The sequence below is a fragment of the Undibacterium sp. Ren11W genome (assembly GCF_049340485.1).
GTDB lineage: Bacteria > Pseudomonadota > Gammaproteobacteria > Burkholderiales > Burkholderiaceae_D > Undibacterium.
The window spans coordinates 1,317,199-1,341,277 of sequence record NZ_JBMPPB010000001.1; the positions used below are offsets into that span (position 1 = coordinate 1,317,199).

Annotated in this window: 11 protein-coding genes and 2 pseudogenes; 9 read left to right on the forward strand and 4 right to left on the reverse strand. The window is 49.0% G+C overall.

Features of this window, described 5'->3' with window-relative positions; all coding sequences use genetic code 11:
- Positions 1-10 precede the first annotated feature (10 nt).
- From ACO0K8_RS05865 to ACO0K8_RS05900, 8 genes and pseudogenes are all read left to right on the forward strand, one after another.
- Positions 11-1,501, forward strand: coding sequence for a DUF2169 family type VI secretion system accessory protein (locus tag ACO0K8_RS05865; protein ID WP_422945681.1), 1,491 nt, complete (start codon positions 11-13; stop codon positions 1,499-1,501).
- Entirely contained in the window at positions 1,494-3,014 is a 1,521-nt protein-coding gene (locus ACO0K8_RS05870) for a PAAR-like domain-containing protein (RefSeq protein ID WP_422945682.1), read from the forward strand. Before ACO0K8_RS05865 ends, ACO0K8_RS05870 begins: the two co-directional genes overlap by 8 nt.
- Before the next feature lie 2 nt (positions 3,015-3,016).
- Positions 3,017-3,991 carry a WD40/YVTN/BNR-like repeat-containing protein gene (locus ACO0K8_RS05875; protein ID WP_422945683.1) on the forward strand — a complete coding sequence of 325 codons (975 nt, stop codon included), beginning with the start codon at positions 3,017-3,019 and terminating at the stop codon, positions 3,989-3,991.
- Between the two features lie 13 nt (positions 3,992-4,004).
- The gene (locus tag ACO0K8_RS05880; protein WP_422945684.1) at positions 4,005-4,865 is read left to right on the forward strand and encodes a hypothetical protein; all 861 of its coding nucleotides are present in this window, start codon (positions 4,005-4,007) and stop codon (positions 4,863-4,865) included.
- Complete coding sequence (locus tag ACO0K8_RS05885) at positions 4,862-5,866, forward strand: hypothetical protein (RefSeq protein WP_422945685.1); 1,005 nt, start codon at positions 4,862-4,864, stop codon at positions 5,864-5,866. Before ACO0K8_RS05880 ends, ACO0K8_RS05885 begins: the two co-directional genes overlap by 4 nt.
- Positions 5,863-6,396 (forward strand): hypothetical protein, encoded by a 534-nt coding sequence (locus tag ACO0K8_RS05890; protein ID WP_422945686.1) that lies wholly within the window; start codon positions 5,863-5,865, stop codon positions 6,394-6,396. Before ACO0K8_RS05885 ends, ACO0K8_RS05890 begins: the two co-directional genes overlap by 4 nt.
- A gap of 455 nt (positions 6,397-6,851) precedes the next feature.
- Positions 6,852-7,451, forward strand: a pseudogene (locus tag ACO0K8_RS05895) (bacteriophage T4 gp5 trimerisation domain-containing protein); the annotation flags it as partial.
- Positions 7,452-7,504: 53 nt separating this feature from the next.
- Positions 7,505-7,588 (forward strand): annotated as a pseudogene (locus tag ACO0K8_RS05900) (bacteriophage T4 gp5 trimerisation domain-containing protein); the annotation flags it as partial.
- 764 nt (positions 7,589-8,352) lie between these two features.
- Here the strand turns inward: ACO0K8_RS05900 and ACO0K8_RS05905 are convergent.
- From ACO0K8_RS05905 to ACO0K8_RS05915, 3 genes are read right to left on the reverse strand one after another with little or no spacing between them, the layout of a single operon-like run.
- The gene (locus ACO0K8_RS05905) at positions 8,353-9,456 is read right to left on the reverse strand and encodes an OmpA family protein (protein WP_422945687.1); all 1,104 of its coding nucleotides are present in this window, start codon (positions 9,454-9,456) and stop codon (positions 8,353-8,355) included.
- Between the two features lie 38 nt (positions 9,457-9,494).
- The gene (locus ACO0K8_RS05910) at positions 9,495-12,962 is read right to left on the reverse strand and encodes a hypothetical protein (protein WP_422945688.1); all 3,468 of its coding nucleotides are present in this window, start codon (positions 12,960-12,962) and stop codon (positions 9,495-9,497) included.
- Positions 12,952-20,565, reverse strand: a complete 7,614-nt coding sequence (locus ACO0K8_RS05915) for an SdrD B-like domain-containing protein (RefSeq protein ID WP_422945689.1) — start codon at positions 20,563-20,565, stop codon at positions 12,952-12,954. The genes ACO0K8_RS05910 and ACO0K8_RS05915 overlap by 11 nt, the downstream gene beginning before the upstream one ends.
- Positions 20,566-21,359: 794 nt before the next feature.
- Between ACO0K8_RS05915 and ACO0K8_RS05920 the strand changes: the two genes are divergently transcribed.
- Entirely contained in the window at positions 21,360-22,943 is a 1,584-nt protein-coding gene (locus ACO0K8_RS05920) for a Fic family protein (RefSeq protein WP_422945690.1), read from the forward strand.
- A 511-nt stretch (positions 22,944-23,454) separates the two neighbouring features.
- Here ACO0K8_RS05920 and cysC read toward each other — a convergent pair.
- Positions 23,455-24,066, reverse strand: a complete 612-nt coding sequence (gene cysC, locus ACO0K8_RS05925; RefSeq protein WP_422945691.1) for an adenylyl-sulfate kinase — start codon at positions 24,064-24,066, stop codon at positions 23,455-23,457.
- Positions 24,067-24,079 lie beyond the last annotated feature (13 nt).

Consider the following 24,079-nt stretch of genomic DNA (forward strand, 5'->3'; position numbering starts at 1 on the left):
CAGAACCGCTATGGAATTTCGTAACCACACTCCCTTTCCGGCGCTAGCGTTTGAAGGTATTGATCAACATGATCAGACATTCCACGTCATCGTCTTGCGGCAGACGCTTAGCTTCGCTTCAGGCAAGCTGGAATACGCTGACGAACAAGCCCCTCTTTGTGAGGAAGATGAATTCTTTGGCGAAATGAATCAGAGTAGCGTGCGTCAGGAGTCAGATTTATGTCAGTACAAACCAAAATGCGATGTGATCGTCAATGCTACGGCGTACGCCCCGCAGGGCAAACCGAGCAAGCGTTTTGAAGTGCGTTTGCTGGTAAAGCAACCGGATGTCCCAATGCCATTACCAGATGCCCCACAAGGGTTCAACCCGTGGCAAGGTCCAACACATCAGCAACTGCAATTATGGCGTGATCAACTAGCGCAGGCAAAAAATAGCAAAATGCCTGGCGCAACTTTGATCGATAAAACGCTTTCAGTCACGGGTGAACGTTATTTCAAACGGCATATTTGGCCAGTGCGTGCATTAACTACTTTATTAAGTTGGGGCACACTAGGCATCATTGCACCGATAACCTGGCGACTGACCAAATCTAAAGTAAGTAGTGCCGTACCGATGCGTGCCGAATATGCTTTTGGTGGACAATGTATCGTTAATGTGTCGGACAAGGCTGCGCGACGTATCCGGAAAAAATATAGATTGACAGCATCACAGTTAGAAAATCATCCAAGCGCTGAACTGCCTGCGGATCAGCGTGCGATTGCTCATACAGCGTTTGATGTTAATCCTGTCGGTCGTGGTTTTGCCGAAAATTGGTTTGTCTCAGCGACTGGCCTCTCAAAAATACCAGCGCCACAAATTGCTTACCCCGATAACCCACCAACACTAGGGCAGTTTTTAAAATGCCTAAGAAGAAAACTTCCTGACAACGCTAGTGTGCGTATGCACGCTGGATTAGGGGTACGTGCCAAAGGGCATCCAGAACGCAGAAAACTTACGGGAACGATCGATGCCAACTTTATCAAAAGTGACGCATGGTTACCACATGACTTTGATTTTGCAGTGTGGAACGCCGCAACAGTTGATCAACAAACCGATCTTCTCAAAGGAGATGAAATTATCACGCTGCACAATTTATGCGCACCAAATTCTGCTATGAGCACGAGCAATCAGCAAGGTGACACATTGCTGACTTTAACTCTGCCAAGCAATGAGTGCCATGTCCTGATCAGACTAGAAAGTGGTGAAATGTTCTTGCATCCTCTGGTCATTGACACGGTAATAATTGAACCCGATAGCATGCAACTCTCACTGGTGTGGCGTACGGTTTTGGCGAAAGACGATGAAGTACCTATTCGTGTAGTCGAAGCGCGCATGCACAGTTTTGAAGAACGAGACCGCTTACTTCAAGAGATAGACGAGATCAAGGCACAGATGTCTGAGGCTGATCAAACATCAAGCGATGCATTGCCAGAAGCGGCTGGGGAAATGGCCTATGTCTAATCCCATTGGTGCCCGTAAAAATGCCAATTTCAAGGCAATTTCAACCGCCCCCTCATTTAATAAAACGCCAGTCGGCAGCGCTACTCCGCCGTTACCGTATCCTACGGTACAAGACTTGGGCAATAGTGTCAGCGTCGTAGCAAGCGTGAAATTTAACGGCAATCCCGCTTATGTCCTGAATAAAAGTACACAACCTAAAGGCAAAGGCGACAATCCAGGTGTAGCCAAAGGGGTTAAAAGCAATACAGTGAATGGTGAAGTAAAACCTGTAAAAGGGTCAAGCACGGTGAACGTTGATAAGCAACCTATTATCCGTGACAAAGATCCCAATACCATGAATAGCGGGAATAATCCGGGCATTTACACCACGACCCAGATGCCAAGCGGTAATGCACCTAAGCATGCTGCGAATAATTCCAGCCCCAAAGCCAAAGCAGAAACCAAACCAGAAAAAAGCCTAGTCGATAAAGCGCTGGACGCTACAAAATCGGCTGCACAAAAATACAAAGATACAGTGTCAGATAGTCTGCATGACTTTGCAGGTAGCGCGATGGATAAAGGTGGCACCATTGCAGCAGCCGGTGGCGGTACTGCGGCAGTTGGCGGCGCAATGGTCTTAACCGGGATCGGTGCAGCACCGGGAGCGGTCGTCGCTGCCGGTGGCGGTGTCGTGGCAGCGATAGGCGGCGGGGTCAGTGCTGTTGGTGGCATCGTAGAATCAGCCGCTACTGTTGTGGATGCAGGGGCAGCATTTGTTGTCAGCGGCAAGTTACCTAACATGGTGGGAATCGTGACCTCCTATGGGGAACGCATGATCATGAGTAAGGTTGATAAACTGACCAAGCTCATTCCAGGCATGGGCAAGAAGCAAGCACCTAAAGCGAGCAAGAAAAGCCCAGAGAACGACAAAAAACCGCCGACGCCTGACAAACCTAAGCCTGTCAGCGATGGAATGAAAGTAGTCGGAAGTGGTAACGACGGTGGTCGATGCAAGCTTCGCCCGTATAAGGACGGATGCCCAAGCGGTACGCCACATCATGTCGTTCCAGATCACTGCTTTAAGCAGCCAGGCGAGAATGGCGCTTATTATCCTGGCGCAGTCAAGCATGCTGATGGACTAAGTATTTGTGTGGAGGGAGCTACGAAGAGTTCAGCTAAAGATGGGGCAAGGGTTAAGAAGGGCAAAAATTCTATAACCAGCCACGTGGAGGCACTTGCCCAGCACGGCCAAATCCATGTGTGGATGGATGCGGCCGAAACGGCATTAGGTGCAGTTGGGAATCCCAAAAATACAGCCACTTTAGGCCAATTGGAAAATGCCGGTGCAGCGTCAGTTGCAAAGGTCACGGGTTGTGACAAAGAAGATCTTAAGAAGCAATTACGCCAATATCATCAATCCAAAGGGATGGGATCTGAATCCAAGTTGCGAGCCGATCCGTTTGGTAGGGCGAAAGACCTTGATCCAACTAAATTAGGAACCGCTACCAGAAGTGGTGGAGCTGGAATCGACTAGAAATGGAGAGTAAATTGATTAGTAACTTTTTGAATGAAATAACGTTCATTGACGGATGCATTGTTGAAAATGATTATATTTATCTGGCGTCATTCGCGGATGAATATGATCCCAACGAACATGTTTTTAGTCGTCTTTTTGCATATATCGGTCGTCTTGACGACAAGTGGTTTCACCACGACACCAAAAGCAATGTTGTATCCGTTTGCGTAAAAAAAGCCACTGCAACTGAGGGGCGTAGACTATGCGCATTATCGAAGGAAGGTGAAGTTGAAATTTACTCCAATAAAGACGGCAGCTCAATTACTGAAAAAATTCCTGAAAGCGGGTTGCGATTAGGGAGCCGAGGATACCTTACTCAAATCCGTGAGATTGGCGACACGCTTTTCGCGTGTGGGGCCAATGATCAGGTTTATAGGCATCACGATGGCGGATGGGTGCTAATAACGTCATCACCACTTCAGATTCTCAATGCACTTGACCCTAATTATGGCGTCTTAAATAGTATAGATGGCAACAACGAAAACGATATTTATGTATGTGGTTTTGACGGTAGACTTTTTCATTTTGATGGAAAGAACTGGAAAAAAATTCCGTTGCAAACCGATGAACATCTTAATTATGTGAAATGTATTTCAGCCGACGAAGTTTGGATTTGTGGTTATAACGGCACCCTTCTTAAGGGTAACGTTAAAACAGGCTTTCAAGACATAAGTACAGTAGACGACAACTTCACATTTTGGTCATTGGCAAAATTTGGAGAATCCGTTTATTTATCGACCGCGAATCAAGGGTTGTTTGTTTATGACGGAATGTCTATTAAGAAAGTATATACGGGTCTTGAACCTGAAATTGACACATACAAACTGGATGCAAACGAACAGACGATATGGTCATTTGGCACAAAAGACCTATCATTTTTTGATGGTAACAAATGGACACGTATCGATCATCCAGATAATCCTCCAATCCGATAATTAAAAATAATGAATGATCGGCGCAGCACCGGGGGCGATCATCGCCGCTGGTGGCGGCGCTGTGGCAGCGGTCGGCGGCGGGGTCGGTGCGGTCGGTGGCATTGTGGAGTCAGCCGCGAATGTTGTGGATGCAGGGGCACAATTTGTTGTCAGCGGCAAGTTACCTAATATGGTGGGAATCGCGACCTCCTATGCAGAACGCATGGTCATGAGTAAGATTGATAAACTGACCAAGCTCATTCCAGGCATGGGCAAGAAGCAAGCACCTACAGCAAACAAAAAAAGCCCAGAGAACGACAAAAAGCTGCCGACGCCTGACAAACCTAAGCCTGTCGGTGATGGAGTGAAAGTAGTCGGAAATGGTAGTGATGGCGATTGCGGTATTAAACCGTATAAAGACCAAAAATGTCCAAAGGGACAAGATGCACATCACATCGTGCCTGACTATGCCTTGCGTTATGGGAATCGTAAAAATGCCCAGGCACGTATTCCTGGTATGCCCTCGCAAGCTGATGGCCCGAGTATTTGTTTAACGGGTAATCATCAAGGAAAAAATAGCGAACACAATCAGGCGCATGAAGCTACTGACCCCAAAATCGCCGCCGCCGGTCAACGTACAGATAACGGACCAAATGGTTTAGCGACCATGGGTGAAATTCTTGATATTTCTACCGATGAAGTTGGCAAAGTTAAGCCACACTGCAAAGAGGAAATCAAGAAAAAAGTAGATGAAGCTTTTAAAGGGGTAGATAGAAATAAATACGGGCGCACTACGCAGGCTTTGCCTAAGGGGGATGCACAAGGATCGCTGTCGCGTGGCGATACGCATGATGCTGGTGATTCCGGAATTAAGAGAAAGAAAGGTCGGAAATGATGCGAGCTGAAGTTACGTTCACTCAAGGGTTGGTATATACCAAAGATCTCGTTATCTTGGCAGGCGCAGGGGATTCGCTTGGCGACTTTGCTCCATTTACGCGCATTTTTCAGTGGGCAGATGAGCCTCCACCTAAATGGTGGTCACATGATGTCAAGTGGCGAACAATGGCATTGGCTTATTTTGGTCCGTCGACTGAAGACTTAGACGATTTTTTAGTTCTTTCTGATGAAGGACAAATCGAATTTAGGGGCGAACACGGCCCTATGATCGAAAAAATTCCCGGCGCAGGTGTGTTCAGCGAAGACGCCAAAGGCTGGGGTTATATGCGCACGCTGCGTCAGATAGGTGATCATCTGTATGCGGTGGGTGGTGCAGGACAAGTATACAAGCGCCTCGGCGCAGACCATTGGGAGCACATGGACGATGGAGTATTGCAAGCGCCCGATGTGGAAGACCGCTTGCTCTTAGCCGACATTAACGGCGCGACTGAAGACGATATTTATATCTGCGGAGGTATCCCTGGCGCATACGGTTTGGAAGGCAGGCTGTATCACTGGAATGGCAAGCAGTGGTCTGGTCTCGCACTGCCAACGACTGAACGCCTGACGGCGATCTATGTTGACGACAATAAAAATATCTGGATATGCGGTGCTAATGGCACGCTACTGCTTGGCAATTGGATAGATGGCTTCAAAGACCTCAGTAGCATCGACGACAACCAATTATTTTATTCGCTCACGAAATTCAACGACACGATGTATCTCGCCAGTAATCTCGGCTTGTTTTTTTATGATGGCAAATCGATTCAGAAAGTGCAAACAGGCTTACATTCTGAATTGCAAGATGCCAATGTGATCGATGCTGCTGATGGCGTACTCTGGTCAATCGGATTCAAAGACATCGCCCGTTTCGACGGCATAAAGTGGGAGCGTATTCATCACCCGGATAACCCACCTATTGGCGGTAAAACGGGCAGCGCGGCGGCAGGAAAACCATGACAGAGATTCTCGACTCGGTGGCGCTGCCCGATGCGATTTGCCAGCGCATTAATTGCCGCAATATTGGTGCATGGCTGGAGCAATTGGCATTAGACTTAGGCGTTAGCACTCAAGTAATCATGCCGACCCCGCCTGTAGCACGCCACGAATTTTTTGCACCTGAACGTGGACTACGCTTAGTGCTCGGTCACCCGCACGCAGGCTATGTCGAAGAAGGTGATATTGATCGCTGGATCATCTCTGAAGCTCAGTTTATCGTACCTGCTCAAACCCGTACCGCCAATGTTTGCCAGCTTCCATTTGATCTGGATGCGGAAAATGAAACACCACAGACAGCACAAAACAAACTGGATGGTGACAGCGTAGGCTTATCCGCCCGTAGCCTTGCACAAGGCAATCGTCGTCAAAGCTATTTTTTAGACAACGCGTTGATTGTTGAGATTACGTGGCGAGCAGAACTATGTGGAATTGAACGCGTCTGGGTCGTGCGTATGGGGAGTGAGATGTTAGAGCCGCCACGGACATCATAATTGGGCGCTGCCACCACACACCATTAATGCGCCTCGTGGCAGTATGTGTTCGCAACATGGAGCATGCGCGATATACCGATGCGCCAGCACAAGCAATCGATCCTAAACATGATAAAGATACGTCATTGGCATTGTTAAATCTGCCTGATGGTCGCGAGCAAGATGCCCTTGTTGATCGAATCAATCTTCATGAACACTTCTTCTCGAAGACCTAGTTCGCGAATCCCAAGGGTCTGGTCAAGTGTCTTTTTGAATCTCTTTAGGGAAAATATTGATACTGGTTAGTGGAAATCAGGATCAAATCGAACGTTCCAACATTTAACTGAAGAAAACCTCAAATACGACACTGCCACTACGCACTATCCACGCGCTTTGTGGCAGCACGTGCTTGGAAACCTACATGGACAGTGCGTTGCAAGCCGGTGTCTTTGAAAATTCACTTGCTAGACCAAACCAAAGTCATTGTCCAATTTCTAGATGGCAACCCAGACTGTCCGCTGATCACCGGCATGGTGCCCAACGCCATCCGCTTCGAAGACAAGATGGGCAAAGAGCAGCTCTGGCTGCATGCAGAAAAAGACCAGCTCACCGAAGTCGAACATGATGAAGACAAATGGGTCGGCAACGACAGACGCAAGACCGTCGATCACGACGAGACCAACCACATCAAGCATGACCGCACTGAAACGGTAGACAATGACGAAACCATCACGGTACACAACAACCGCAAAGAGCGCGTTGACCATAACGAGACCATCAGCGTCGGCGATAATCGTACCGAGGATGTGGGTAAGAACGAGACTATCAAAATCGGCGATAACCGCAGCGTCACCATAGGTGGAAACAAATCGGAAACGATCAGCCTGCTCAAGACCGAAACCATAGGTCTTGCCAAGATGCTGACCATCGGCGGCTTGTTTCAGACCACGGTAGGTGGTGCGATGAACACCACCGTGGCATTGATGCAGAGCGAGCAGGTCGGCATCTCGGTCTCACAAAAGGTGGGTCAAAATAAATCCGTCGATATAGGCGAAGACTACAGCATCACGGTCGGTAAAAAATTGGCCATCACTGCCGGAGAAGAACTATCGATCACCGTCGGTAAGGCAACAAATGGGTCGGCAACGACAGACGCAAGACCGTCGATCACGACGAGACCAACCACATCAAGCATGATCGTACCGAAACGGTAGTGGGAAGCATAGTGGCTTACGCCCGAAAGAGGTTCCGGCTGCCAAGCACTCCTCACTACATGGCTACAACGCCAACTTTCCGATAACAGTTAGTGATGACACTGTGTATCTTCCGCGTACCGGTGGAACGTTTGCATCCAGCGAATCGCAATTGGACTGGGTCAACTGCAATAAGATTTTTTAGAGTTCGATTATTGGCAAATCGTCATTACTCAGGAGGCTCTAACAATACATACGGCGCTAAATATACCCGTCTAAAAAAAAGTCGCTTGTCCGTATGGATTACGACAACCGTGATTGCTGATTTTACGAACCCACGCGTGCAATCCGACTCGGCGGGTTCGCCTCCTTACGGCCTTGTAAGCCAGAACCGCTGATTTTCCCCACTCCTCACTTTTTTCCTATCGAAAACCATTTGCTTGACAATAACTTGCGCCGGTACAGGATTTTAGCTCTTGCCGGAAAAATCAGCGGTTCCGCTTACACTCCCCACAAGGAATTGCCGCGTAAGCCGGTTTTCCGTTCTCCACACCGAGCGGGTAATGTCCCGAAAACGGCTTACCGTACTATTTGTTCCGTTTCCCCTGTTCTTCCCATCTTGCCCAATGTCCCAAAACTGTAACAGCGCGAAAGCCTGAGCAGAAAAGTACTAACATTAAGCCCTTAATATGCGCTCAAAAATGTCTATTTAGCTCTCAATTAACTCCGTTTAAAAGTTAATTTTACCTTTTTGGCACATTAGGCAAGAATAGCCAGCTTGCTTTTAATGTTGATCCAATTGAGTGACGAATACCTCAACCCGGCGATTTGGCTGTAAACAAGTGTGCAATACAGTACTCTGACTGATGCCCTTGCATGCAATGATCTGGTCTTGCAAGCCACGTCCATTAACGGAAATTGGCACGCTTACACCATGCTCTTGCAAATACACTTTGACCGTATTTGCCCGTGCCTTACTTAGACGAAAATTGTACGCAACAGCACCTAAGCGATCGGTATAACCAACCAAATCAAGGCTAATAACGCCAGTTCTTCCTGCGCTGATTTTTTGCGCCAGATCATCTAACTCGACACGACCTTTTGGCAATAAATCGCCATTGCCGGATTTGTCAAAATAAAACAAGGCATCTGCCGACAAGACAATTTTTTCTTTAATCAGGGTTGCTGGAACCGGAAGAGCCGGCGTAACTGCCGGTGCCAGAATTACTGCTGTTGGCACAACTGCAGGCACGCAACTGGCAGCTGCTTTTTCCGCCGCACCTATCAGGTCTTCTGCAATTTGCACATAGGGTTTGGCGTGACGCCAACCGGCTTCATGGATTTCATTTCCGGCATGCACCAACTCGACTTCCGCACAGGCGGTTTGTTGGGTTGCGCATTGATATCCTCCGTGTTTCTTCAAGAGCTCGTAACGCGCCCATAAATCGAGACGCAATTTTTCTGCACCATTGACCAAGGGCGTTTCCTGACCAGCGTCTTGATTTTTTTCCAATGTGCTAATAATGCGTTGGCTCTCGCTCAGAGCTTCTTGAGGAAAGTTACCGCGATCATTGCGGCTGTACTCGTGAAACGAAACGTCTAGCCAGCATTGTGCCTTGGACAATTGATAGTCCGCCACGCGCCGTCCACCGTCATTCAGTTTTTTGATGCGTTGCTGAGTATCGCGATACACGCCGTTATCGCGATGAATTGCACCATCGCTGGTGCGCTCCTCTTGCACTACCAACTTCGTTGCTTGCGCACCGCTATCGGCGATAGCGCACACTGGCATTGTCGCTATCGCGGCCATGGCAATGGCCAGCAATATCATTTGCTGGCGAAAACCGACGCCTACTTTGGAAGTCGTCAAAGCTACATTTTTAGTCATAATATTTCCTCTGAAATACATCATAATTATTGTGCGAACTACCGCGCCAAGGACGGATTGCTAGCAGGATTACGCGCAGCAAACAAGTCTTCATCAAATTTAAAACGGATACGCAAAAAGACGCCGCGATTGGTGTAGTCATTGCCTATCAAGTCACGATCACTGTAGCCGCGCCAGTTATAGCCGGCAGATAACCACAAATTGTCTTGCAGCTGATAGCCTAGCTCTACACCGAGCGCACGCTGCCTTGCTTTGCCTTGCGGGCTATACATATTGGAGGCAAGTCCACTGATATCCCAACGTTTGGCAATGTCATAAGTCGCCCGGCCGCTGATCAGATAGGCGCTATAGAATGCATCGCTAAGCTCATAATGATCACGCTGCCATTTAGCTGCCGTACGTCCGCTCAACCACCATGGCCGGGATGGATGATATTCGCCTTGCAGCGAAACGATATGTTTGTCAAAACCCTGACTGGCAGTTGGATCGCCTGGATAAGCGCTTAAGCCATCACTACCGTAAGGTGGCAAGTAACTATTGCTACCGCTCTTGTCACGCTGTACCCAATATTCATAACGTGCCAGAGCGCTGAAGCGATTGGTATCGGTATCGCGATAGGCCAGACCTAATTGCAACTTGTCTTCCCAGCGGTTACCACTATGGCCACGATTGTCGGTATCGAGCAAGTAATTACGCCCAAGGAAAGTCCAGTCGCGATTGATCTTGCGCGCTGCAGTCAGCGTAGACATCCAGGTATCGTTGCCCGCCAAGAGAACGGGGATGGCTGGTGCTGTAGGTGTAATACTGCTATTGGACTTGCTTTGGCTGGCGGAGCCATCCTTCAGGCGACGCCATTCCAGACGCGCACCCAACATCCACAATTCATTCGGCCGCCACTCCACTCCACCGGTCAGCGCATACGCGTCTTGAGTCTCACCACGATAGATGCGCAGGTATTCGGCTGACGTCGATAATTTGACGGTATCGCTCAGGTTCCAGGAATTCCGCATTCCGTTCGCCCATTGCAATTGCTCGCCGCTGACAGCATCGCGCATACGATATTCGGAAAATACTTTTTGGTTAGGCAGATATTCGGTATCCAGGCCTAATACAAAAGCATTGCTGTCGTAGATGCCATTCACCGCCTGTGGCGATGACAGGCCCGTGGTCCATTCATACTTGGCGTAGACGCGCCCCACTTCACTAAAACGATATGCGGCACCGAGTGCAGCACGATGATATTGAGCGCCGTCTACACCATGTTCATATTCACCGAAGACATCTACTTTTTCGCTTACACGATAAGTAGAACGCAGACGCAAACCTGTGCTGCTATAACTGACGCCAGCCAAGCCATAGTTACCACCATCGAGGCCATATCCAGTCTGCGGATTGATAAGGCTGGAACCGTAGCCAAAGCCTAGCTTCGATTGTGGATCGACTAACAAACCTGATCCCAGACTCAGCAAAGCACCAGCGTAATTGCCCGCTTCTTCCTTGGTATGCGTGAGACCCAGATCGATATCCCATGAAGAATTTACCGCGTAGATCGCACCCGCAGAAAAAGCATCGCGTGATGCATCGGCGATTCTTTGCTTGCTATGGGTACCTTCGACATACGCCGTCCATTGCTCATTAAGTGTATCCGTGACTTTTAACGCAGCTTCTTCGCGACCCTGACTGAGCGACGCTGCCGCATTATTAAAATATGCATCGCTTCTACCCAAAAACAAGCGCGCTTTCAAGGTGTTATCCTGATGCAAAGCCTCTATGCGCCAGGCATTGCCTTCTACCTCTTGCAAGCTGCCGCCCGCCGGAGCAGGCTGACCATACGCTGGTTGAAGGCTATAGGCACCACCAGTAGTTGATGCACCCAGCACACTATTGCTACGCGCAAATTCAGCAACAATGCTGGAATTCTCGCCAGGTTTATAGCTCGCATTGGCACTCATCAAAGTGTAAGGCGCATACGGATTTTTGTCGGAAACATAACTGGCACCAAACTCGGTACGCTCACCCGCTTTGATCTGGCCGTCCACCCCCACTACCCAAAATGTCTCGCCGCCAGAATCGACTTCATAAGTCACACGCAGAGATTTAGGATTGCCGTTCATATCAACCGAAGGCAAAGGCTGATTCAACAATATGCGGCCAGAAAATGGTTCAAAACTATAATCTGCGTAGCGTTGCAAAGACGTAGTAGAAAGTATTACTGACGGTTGATAACGATCACGCGTAATGATTTCTACTTTCTCTGATCCTGCTACCGCATCATGTTTGGAGACCGCGAAAGGTCCCGAAATGCCTTGTGCGGGAAATTCCTCAACCAATTGCACCAGATTATCTTTAGTCGCAAAACCATTGAGTAAGATGCCATCCTGATCGTAGTGAGCGCGTGCACCGTTCATGGAACGACTGTAATTACCCAGATCGCGCTTGCGGATATTTGCCACATTACCGCCACCGGTTTGCTGACTAAATCCGTCACCGGTATTAAAGTCGCCCCAGAGCAGATACGATTTATCTTTATCGACGCGTACATACATCTTCGAACTCGATTGCGCGTCAAAGCCACGTAGCGATGAATCGCCATACACTGCGTAATATTCATCAGGACGAACAGAACGGAACAAACGCGAATAAGTATCTTTATCGGAATCGTAGGCCATGGTCAGCAAGGCATCGCCCTTGATCTTCCCTTTCAGGAAAAAAGCGCTGCGCAATGCACTGTAGCGTTTGCCCTCTTTACTACTATTGGCAAAATTGTGTATCTCTTGTTCAAAACCATCATCACGACGTGCACCCGTTAATTGCAGAGGTGATTTTGCGTCGAAACGAATGATACCTTCCACCAGACCGACTGCCAGCATCTCACGCAATTCGGGTACAAAGCTGATAATGCCTTCGGCACGCACGCGCCCCGCGGTAATACGCACAGTCACATCTTGCGGCAGCGAAGGTGCTATCAACAATAAGTCAGCTTTACCGTCGATGACTTTAACTTGTGTGCTGCGTGTCACTTTATCTTGATCCAAACTGCCAGGACCGAATTCATCAGTACTCGCACCGGGAATCTGGATACGCCCGGCACTGGTTTCCACCGTGAGGTAGAGCGTGCCCTGCAATAGCTCACCGTCTTGACCGCGCACACTAATAGCCAGGCGCGCTGGCGTTTGACCATCGGCAGGCAGGCTATTCTGCGCAACGGCAACGCGGATCAAAGCCACTTTACTATTAAGAGAGTAGTCCACTTCAGCAACTTGGGCCGCAAACACACGGGGAGAATTGGCAGGCAAATTACTATTGCCGCTGCCAAGTAAATTAGCTGGCTGGCTATTGAAACTGGTTTGCGCCCACAAAGGTAAGGCGCTGGCAATCGCCAAAGCCAATGCCGAATAGCGCAAGCCACGACTGGCAAACTTCCGCGCTGGCGAGCGAGCTGTACGCGGGGTGTTAGAAATTAAATGCATGGCGGAGTTCGTCTTGAAATTAAGTTTAGTTAGCACGGCGTGCTCCCTGGTTGATTTCCAGTCGCTGCACAGGTGTATCGCGCTCGCTATCGGTTTCCAACACTGCTTTCTTTGAGCTGGCGCTATCTGTACGCGGCTTGACAATGCGCTGATTGGCGCTGTCACTTCCCTCTTGCGGGTGATTAGCGGCCTTGCCCTCGAAGATCAAAGCGTCGCCACCTTTTTTCTCGGTATGCGGAGCGCTGATTTCACCCTGAGTGCGGCGCGCCTTCACTTGCTCCAGCACCGTGTTGGAACACGAGCCCTCGATAAAGTCAGCGCGTTGCAATTCGCCATTCTTGAGGTCAAGGAACAGGCTATTGGCATCGCCCACATTGCGATTGCTACTAGTGACCATACGGCTACCACGCGGCAAGGTGGTCTGATCCACTTTCAGTACATGCGTTTTTGGCGACAGGCCACAATAGCTGTATTTACCTTCGCTATCACTGATGAGGAAAGTACCATCCTCGACATACATACGCACACCGGAAATACCCAGCTCTTCCTTATCCTTGATCTGATTACCATTGCAATCAACATAAATGGCACCAGTGATACAAGCGTTATTAGTGAACACGCCACCCGTTACGCGCACTCTGGCACGTGCTTCGTTCGAGCAATTTTGATTGCTGTTGTATGGACACTGCGCGTAGACACGGTTCACACCATCGCCTTGCATCGAGCCCACACCTAATCGCACGCGGTAGCTAATCGTCACACTCTTACCTGGATTAATGCTATCGAGTACGTAAGTCAGTTGCGCGCCAGGTGCACCTTGCAACATCATCAATTTGGCACCAGTGACGTGCGAGCTGTTGTCGATCAGACGGAAGCCCGCAGGCAAGCGATCAATAATATTTGGTTGCGGCACTGGAGAATTACCGATGTTCGCAATCGTCACGGTGTAAGTCACCATATCGCCCAGCTCTGCTTCCGTTTTGCTGGCCGTTTTACTGATCGTCAACATCGCATTGCCAGTCACGGTTGATGGCGCATTAGCGCAGCGCAAATCAACACAATTGACACCCGGATTCGGCGGATTGCCGTTATCACGAGGATCACCGCCACCACCCACTGACGCATAGTTAGTGATAACACCGGAGATCGTTGTCAGCCCTACCGAGACGGGTACCGTAATACTGTTGATTCCATTAATCGCGATCAAAGGCTGGCTAGGCGTGAAATCAAAATGCAGCAATACACCGTCCGTCACATTACCGCTGCTTAAGACATTGGAGATTACGCCATCTTTACTCGTCATTGCTGCATTCAGGCTCAATCCTGCTGGCAATTTTTCGATTAAGTGCAAGACACCGTCAGTCGCTGATTCACCTTGATTTTTGATGGTCAGGACATAGTCACCCGTACCGCCCAAACTGAACACGGCTGGAGCGGATTTAGTCAGCGTTAATACTGGGGGTCCCTTGATCACCGTCGCATCGCTGCTGCAATGTTCAACGTTGCCACACGCTGGTCCAGGCGGCATATCGACCAAAGGATCGTCGTTCAAACTGGCATAATTAATCACGTTGCCGACCGCGGCAGAAGCCACATTGACGTTCACCGTGATCGCTACGCTCTTGCCTGCCTCAAGCGCTACTGTGGGTGTGAACTCAAACTTCACGAGTTGACCATTGACAGTCAGCTTATCTATCGCACCTGCAACACTGATGATAGGATTAACACTGATCAGGCTCATGCCATTTGGTAGCAGATCACTCAACGTCAGGGAACCTACACTAGCAACGCTACCGGTATTGGCTATCGTCAGCACATATACACCAGGTTTACCGACCACCAAAGAACCGCTACGTGTTTTTGTCAGCTTGAGAGTTGGTTTGATCGCCGGCGGAATCGGCGGAGCTATCGTCACAGGATCTTTACTGCAATGATTCACATCGTTACAAGCTGGACCTGCCGGAAGCTCTACAAAAGGTTCTCCGCCACCACCGACAGCAGCATAATTAAGCAAAGTGCCGCTAGCCGTCGCTGCAACATCAACGTTGACCGTGATAGTCAGGCTTTGACCAGCCGTTATCGGCGCAATCGGCGTGAGCCAAAACGTGACCATCTGGCCGTTCACAATCACGCCACTAATAATGCCGGACGAAGCAAGCAGAGGATTACTTGCACTTAAGCTCATGCCAACGGGCAGCAAATCACTGAAGTGCAATACATCGGTACTTGCGCTACTGCCGACATTCGTTAGCTTCAGCGTATAGACAGCAGACTTACCACTCTGAATATCGCCGAGGTGATTTTTAACGATCTGAAATGAAGGTGGGGCGATAGGCTCTGGTCCATTGGTTACGGCAAAATTAGTTCGCGTGACCTTAGTACCGGACACTAAAGCTATCGCCGTAATTGTGTTGTCATTCAGACGCGCACCACGCACTACATTAGCGACATCTTTACCGGGAAAGGCACCACCGACTTCGTTAATGACCGCTGGAGACGGATTGGTTTTCAAAACTTGATACACAGTGCCAGGACGCAGATTATTAAAAACGTAGCTGCCATCACCCAAAGTAGTCGTAGTCAGACTGACCGCTTGGCCCAAGTCATCAGTACCAGTGAGTGTCAAACTCACACCCGGAAACGGCCAGTCACCGCCCAGTGTGTAATTAGAGTTAAGCACTCCTCTTTCTGTGTACACCACACCAGCGATACTGGCTGGCAAAATTTCACCGAAATTATTATTGATAGAAATAGCCGCGCTATTGTTTATCACCACGTCGCGTAACTGGCTGGCGGCGACCGTGCTATTTACTTCTTGCAATACACCGGCTGTACCGCCGACGTTGCTAGCGGTGGTGTTGACCTTGCCACGGGTACCGCCATCATTACTGCCTGGCGGACTAGTTACCAGGCCAACAGTACCCGCCGTAGTTTTGCCGCGCAAACTAACTACACCCGCAACTGCCGGCTGTGCAGCTTGCTGAATCACGGTGTAACGACCAGGCTCATCGAGGGCAAATTGATAGTAACCTGCGCCATAAGTTGCATCGGTTGCAGTGACCAGTGTTTTGCTCACGACTCTATCGTCGCCGGCACAGACCGCGGGCCCGGCACCTATCGGGCCTGGAGTATCCAGCACGCCATTCGGACCTGAGGAACAGCCGATCAGGGTCATGGTCACGCCATTGATACCTGCATCGGCCGGATCTTTCACACCGTCGTTATTCGCATCCAGATAAACGAAGCCAGATAAATAAGGACGCTGAGTTTCCGGAAAATCGAACTGCACGCCATTGGCGCCACCTGCCAGCACTATACCGCTCAATACACTGGTAGACGCCGTGTTACTCGCACCATAACTCGCACCGTTAGGCGTCACATTGCTACTGGTTGCATTTCGGACAGCTCGCGCCGTATTTGCTTGCGGTGCGCCATTGCCGTAGGCAGCAGGCTGCGTTTCGGTAATGGTGTAACCGGCAGCATCAGATGGTGTCAAATTATCAAACAGATAGTCACCACGCAAAGAAATTGGGCCCGCCGCAACGCTACTACTCGTTACGCTACGTGACACGGCATTTCCGTACTTGTCAGTACCCGTCAAAGTTATTGTCACGCCACCGATACCCTGATCAGTGATCAGCGTCGTATCGTCCTGATCGCCGTTATTGTTCAGATCCAGGAAAACACGGCCGGCGATTTTAGCGCCTTGCACTTGTACCGTAGCGGTCTTGGTATTGTTGGCCGGATTATTATCGACAGAAATTTCAGTTCCGGTGGCGTCTTTACCTGGGAAAATACTGGCGTTATTCGTGCGGTTCACCAGGTAAAGCGCGTTCGGCGCAGAACCGTCATACAAACCTGGCTTGGCACGCGCAAATAACTTCAGCGTAATAGTGTTGGCAACACCCGGCGGGAAAATACCGCCGATATCACAGGTAATGTCTTGTTGTTGCGCCAGCGTTGTGACATTGATGATGCCGTTAGAGATAAAGCAAACATTGTCTGTACCGTTTGCTGGCACAGCATTGGCAACAACCAAAGCACCGCTCAGCGTAGCGGCGCTACCTGTCGTGACTGATGCAACGGGCAATTGCGCACCGCTGTTGATCCATTCAAATCCGGTGGGTAAGGTATCGACCAGACGCATTTTCGGTGTTGTGGCAGTACCGTTGTTGCGCAGGACGATAGCATATTCAACTGGCTGGGCAATATCTACCGGCGATGCTGTCACAGTAGTTTTGCTAACGACTTCCAGATCAGCTTTTGGAAACACTACATTATTCACGGCCCCCAGATTATTACCAGCCAAAGCCGGATCGGAAGAACATTTACCTGAGCTTTCATACACATTGGTTTCATCGGCACACACAAATACTTTATTACCGAAAGTGACGGGACCGGTGGCGGTACCGCTCATATCCATCGCAATTTCAAAATTTACTTCCTGGCCTGCATCGAGAAAACTTTTGGCAACGACGGCGTCCAATTTGCAAATCACATTGGCGTCAGCGGCAGATTGTGTACATACGACAGCCTTGCTGACCAGCGCATAACCAGAACTTGCAGGAGCCAAATTGAGTCTGTCCGGCATTACTGCAGCCATAGAGACATGAAAGCCAGCTGGCACCGTCAAAATATCGGTCATGATCACATCTTCAGCACGCGAAGGGCCGGCATTGCGCACACTGAAGCGATAACGTAATTGATCACCAATCAGGAATTGCGATTGCCCTGCTGGATAAACAGCGACCTTCCCTTGTTGTAAATCGATCGCGGGCACCTTGATATCAAATGTGACCGACTTGCTGTTATTGGAGGTCGACGCCGCATCATTACAGGCAGCAGAAACCGATCCATTCGTTGCGGTCTCGGTTTTGAATTCGCAATAACTTGGATCTAGCGTGACGAACGCGGTATTGACTACATTGGAGTACAGAACGCTATTTGCCGCACCGCCTATGCCCGCTGGTTTCTTCACGCGAGCCTGAATGCTGATCGTCTGTGTTTCGTAGCGGTTGATTTGTGCCGTGTTAGTACAGCTAATTGCACCTGTGACGATGTTACTTGCAGCACAGCTGATCTTTGCCGGGTTAGATGGGGTAACACTGATGATGTCATAAGCGGGCACCACTAATGTAGGCACACCCGTATTCAAGGTATCGGCAATGGTGAACTGACTATTGCCGGTAATATTGGCAAGGCCAAGATTTTGTGCGGTAATCGTAAAGGTAATGATCTGTCCGATCGAAGGTACGGCCGGTGTCACGGTCTTGGTGGTGAGGGCCACATCAACTACCGGGACCACATTAACCGCCGCATTATCATTCAACTGCCCACCCGCAGGCGCAGTCAGGATTGCGTTCGGCGACGTCAACGTTGCTGTATTGGTTAAGGTTCCACCAGTCAGCGCGCGTGATACCGGTACATCGATCACGATCGTAGTGCCTGCAGGTACATTCGAAAAATTACAGGTCAGCGCGGCGCTACCGGCAGCGATATTGGCGCAACTGCCAAAAGTATTCGGCGTTGTCGTCACAGTGATAGCAGGCGTCTGATAACTTGGCGCCGGCGAACCTGTAGTGACGACATTCACGATGCCTGGAATATTGTCAGTCACGAATAAGGTAGGAATAGTTTCCTGAATCGCATTCACTGCCACACTTGGTGTTGTGACCGTTATGCGCCAATACAAAGTTGTAGCAGGGCCAGCCAAAGTTGGTGCATTCGCGACCAAATCAAAGTAAGTTGCGTTATCGACTGAGGACTCTTTTTTAATGCTGACCTGCGCTTTACCGGATACCACTGGCGTGGCAATCAGGCCAGTGCCTGCATCGGCACAATCATTCGCAGTACGGCCACCGTCGGGCGGTTGCGGGCCATCCGTATCAGCCAGACCAAGCGCAGTCAAAGCTTGCGAACCTGTACAAGCGCGATTGGTCAATTCAATCGGTGCAGCGACCGGAGCTATTGTAGAAGTAAAACTAACCGCATCGGATGCGCCGATTGCCAGGCTACCAGGTCCGGCTTTTTCGCAGGCGATACGCGTCGTCTTATTCACGTCAGCAATAAATACGGGCGCTACGATGCCAGTGGCGACAGTACAGATCCAACCGGGAGTCACACCTGAAACAATGCCGCCATCGACTTCTTCAGGACGCGCGTAATCGACGATACGCAAAGGATGGGTCGCATCGTAAGCCGCGGCGCTTGGGCTGGCCCCATCGTTATGTACGGTCAATGTGCTGGTGACTACCGTACCTGAGGGTTGCGGACCACCTGGCGATTTACTTTTGGAGGCGCGTAAATCGGCAAAAGGATTCACTATTTGATAGGGCAGCAAAATACTATTGTTGCCCATATTGGTATCGGCACGACCAGGCGGCGGCAATACCACGACTGGGAAACTCGATGCTTCAGGTGCTGCCGGCATGGTCAACGGAATAATAAAACTTTGCTGGGCGCCGACCAGCAAAGCGCCTACGGTACAGCTAACCAAAGTGCCGTTATAAGTAGTAGCTCCAACAGTAAGTGATTGTGCCGCGGTCTGTGTGCAACCGGCGGGCAACACGCCTATCGTAAATGTAGCCGGCACTATCGTTTCAACTATGCCATTGGCGGGGCTATTGAGCGGGCCATTATTCTTATGTGTCAAGGTAAGCGATTGCGAACTTCCGATGATCTGCGCCGCGGAAGGGAAGCTGCCGAGCGCCTGAATATCCGTACCGGGATCAACCACGTAGTTGACATTGGCAATATTATTTGAAGGTTCGGCGTCGAAGTAATTGCTATTACCGGAAGCGATGGACACGGTATTGGTAAACGAACCGTTATTCCCTGGCGTGCCTGTCAGAACAATAGAACTGGCGTTCAATTGAGCCAGGGTAAAAGCACCGCTGTAAGTACAGGTAAGGGTACGCGTTGTGTTAGCACTGACTGTCGCATTGCAACTTGGTGAGAGCCCGGTAAAGTTCACTGAACCTAAAGAAAAATCGGTCGAGGTGCCAGGCAAATTGTCGGTAACGATGACGGATGCGCCGATCGGCACATCGTCGCCAGAGTTGATTCTTGGCGTCAAGGTAAACACTATCGTGCCGCCGGTAATCGGATTACCTGCCGGTGAGGTTTTCGCTTTACCGACAACGATGTCACCCGTGCTGCGCACCGTGCCTGAGAACGTCGCCGCTGGCGGAGATGTACCCGTTGCAGTCAGGTTAAAGCCGCCTAGCGACAAGCCCTTGACTGAGAAATTAATCGTCCCGTTGTCACCAGAAATACCGTCTGGCACATCACACACCATGCTAGGCGCAGTGTAGACACAGCCCGCTGGGGGACTAGGTGGATTGACCGTCAGTTGCACGGGAATAGGTATGATGATCTTGTCACCGCTGCCTGCCAAGGTACGCGACCAATTAATGCTCACATTAACGATCTGGTCACGACCAAGATCGGTCACCGAAGTGACAGAAGTCGCCACCACTTGCGCTTGCGCTTGCGCTTGAGTGATACCCAAAAAACTTGTCGCTAGCAAGACACTACAAAAGAAGCCATAACTGCGCATGCGCTGCTCTCGCCAAATATTCGATCCAAAAGAAAAATTAAAGGTACGAATAAAGTTAAGAAAGTAGGCAATGGTATTCATGATTTCCTATTCGCCCACTCATGACGGACGACAGCGGTTGGTATTAATCAATCTGCGACATATCCAGTTCAATCCCACCTGCAGAATTGGACGAAAAGACGAGGTCGCATTACTTTGGTACCCTTAAGATCCGGTCGGAACTCAAGCGAAGCCGAAGTCTAGTTAATATCCAAGTAATTGTCTTTAAGAAATTGTTAAATAATTAGATTTGAAATGTAAAATCCAAAACAATTCGCTTAACGATGAGGAGGAAGATAGGAGACCACTTCATGCAATCGCCCTGATTATTTCAGGCTTTAGCTTACGCATTTTCTGGAAATGTACCTGCACCTTGCTTCGATGCTGCATAGTTACGTTTCTTCATGAATTGGAATTAAATTTCACCAATTTATCCAGACGCCACTTACGACCGATACCTCTCGTTTCATTGTTATTTATAAGCTGCCTGAGCGGCAGTGGACTTGCAGCATCAAGGATCACGCGCATAAATGCTGGGCTAACAATGGGAAATAACCGCAACATACAAAAAAAACAACACTTATATTAAAGGTAAATTTATAGTTGAAATACGTTTTAAATATAGAATTCCAATCATTTTTTTATCAAGATAATCGGTTTTTTGGTTTAAATCGACTTCATGACGCTGATAGTTAGATCAACATCAAATGTTGATCTCGCGTATATTTGTAATTGTTTTTTTGAATTTCACTAATTTATAATCATTTTTTTGCTTCGTAATTATTTTTGATAGTTACGGCAAGAAATGTGGCGAGTTTTCAGATAGCGAGCGCGGTATGGATGCAGTCGGAGGGAAATGGTTAAAAGAAAGCTTCAAGTTGCGCTTGGTACAACCACTGCGCGTCGAGAGCTATATTGCCAGAAGTCGTAAGACCATCACGACATTAGCTCATAAAGAGCAATATTTTCCGGAGTCCTTTCGCCCGGACCCGAGCATTTCCGGTCACTTGACCTTCATGTTCAAGCATGAGGAAATTCATCTTGAACTCTTAGCGCGTCTGTTTGATGCGATAGATCCAGTCCACCTGGAAGAGTGGGTACGCAGAGAATCAACAGGCAGTTATGCCCGCAGATCCGGGTTTTTTTTCGAATGGCTGAGCGGGCGCCGCTTAGATGTCGACGATGTCACCCAGGGCAACTATGTAGACGCTCTCGATCCCGCTCAATATTTCACAGCCGCCCAGATCAATCAGGTTCGTCGCTGGCGCGTGCGTGACAATATGCCAGGCTCACCAGCTTTTTGCCCGGTTGTCGTTTTGAGCGAACAAGTGCGAAGCACACAGGACTATGATTGCAAGACCGCCCTACTCGGCTTAGAGCAGGAATTTGGCGCGGATCTACTCTTGCGTAGCAGCGTTTGGCTGACCATTAAAGAAAGCCGCGCCAGTTTTGCGATTGAGCATGAAGAGGATCAGGACGACAGGATTAAGCGCTTTGCCATGGTAATGGAACACCTGTGCGGTGAAATACCCAATCCTTTATCGTTACCTGACCTAGAAGGCTTACAGAAAGAAATTCTCGGAGAAAATTCCTTAAGTTATGGCGTAAGAAAATCTCCTGTGTTTGTCGGTCATTACGCCGGATACCGGAATGTAGTCGACTATATCGCCCCACACTGGGAATCCGCGCCTTTATTACTTGCCGGCCTGAGTGCATCTTTGTCACGCACGAAGGGGCACGCACCGATATTACGCGCGACCATCGCCTCATTTGGCTTTGTATATATACACCCTATGTCGGATGGCAATGGCCGCATATCGCGCTTTCTGGTTAATGATATCTTGCGCCGCGACGGTGCAGTTCCCAAGCCTTTTATTTTGCCGATCTCAGCCACCATCACGCACTCAAGTTCAGCGCGTGTAGGCTACGATCAGAGCCTGGAAGTTTTTTCAAAACCACTAATGAAGCAATACACTAGCAATTACCGCTTTGCTGACTCGCAGACATATGAGGATGGCGTGGATTCCAATTTTCATTTCGACGCCTATGAAGACGCTGCTTATGCATGGCGCTATCCGAATTTGACTTCTCACGTTGAATATATGGGCAAGGTCATCAAGCAGACGATAGAAGAGGAAATGCACAATGAAGCGCTGTATATCCGCAACATCCATCGTGCTAGGGTAGCTTTAAAGCAAATTATGGAGGGGCCAGATCCCTTGCTTGACACGATCATTAGCAGCGTCTGGCAAAATAAGCAACTATCCAAGGCACTGCGCAAGCGCTTTCCAATACTCGACAATGAAGAGCGCGCAGCGCGGATAGTAAATGCAATTACGAATGCTTTTCGCGATAACCTAAGCAAAGCTGCACTTAATGGTGAGGATGAGGACAATGAATCCGTCGGCTTGAGTAAATAGCTTGCTATCAAACAGCGTGAAAAGCAGGAATTTGCACGCTGTTTGTATGATTTAGGCATTCCGGTTAAACAGTGCATTAACCGATATCAATGCTCAGTAAACCGCCACTTACCGAATACTTCCTGAACCTCGTTTCCCCCTGAAAAAGCGTTTAATATCAAATTTTTCAAGCCAGCTTTACGGATGAAGAGTGGCATTTACCTTTTCACTGGATATTAAACGCTGCACACATAAGACCCGCATGTACAATAGCGCTAAACCACTTTCAGTCTCGGCTGGGGTGCACGGGGTCGAAGGTTCGAATCCTTCCGTCCCGACCAATAAAATCACTACAAATCAGATACTTACAGAAGCAGTCAACAAACCAGTGTATATTAAACGTTGTTTAATATAGGTGCATCAAAAAATGGTCACGATATAGAAAAGCTCCAAATTTGGAGCTATTTTTTTGCCTATTTTCCAAATAGCGAAGCCCCCCCCTTATTTTCAGTACTCACAAAAAATAGGGCAATTACCCTGCCACCAATCTATGCTTCAGATAATTTGTAAGCTGCGAAATCGAAGTATTGGCATCGTCAACGCCAGTATACAAAATCAGTTCCGGCGAAATTGGTGCTTCATATTCAGCAGAAACACCCGAAAACATGCTAATTAAACCCTGCTCAGCCTTAGCATACAATCCCTTAGTATCCCGCTCCTTACAAATATCAATATCACAATGGCAGTAAACCTCAATAAAATCGCCATGTTCCATACTATTCCGAATATTCTGGCGAGCAGCAGCAAATGGTGAAATCAAGGCAACAATGACGACCATCCCCTGCTCTAACAGTAGTTTGGCCATCTCACCCACTCTGCGGATATTTTCTTGCCTGTCTTCAATAGAGAAACCTAAATCAGCACAAAGGCCATGACGAACATTGTCCCCATCAAGGCGTACGGTTTGAAACCCTTCTTGATACAGGTTGTATTCAACCGCAGATGCAACCGTCGATTTACCCGAACCTGATAAACCCGTAATCCAAACAACGGTGCCCTTGTGCTCGTTACGTTTTTCACGTTGCGAGCGGTCTAATAATCCGTTCTGCCAGAACACCTGATTTTTTTGAACATCAAGTTTCATGTTGGAATTCATA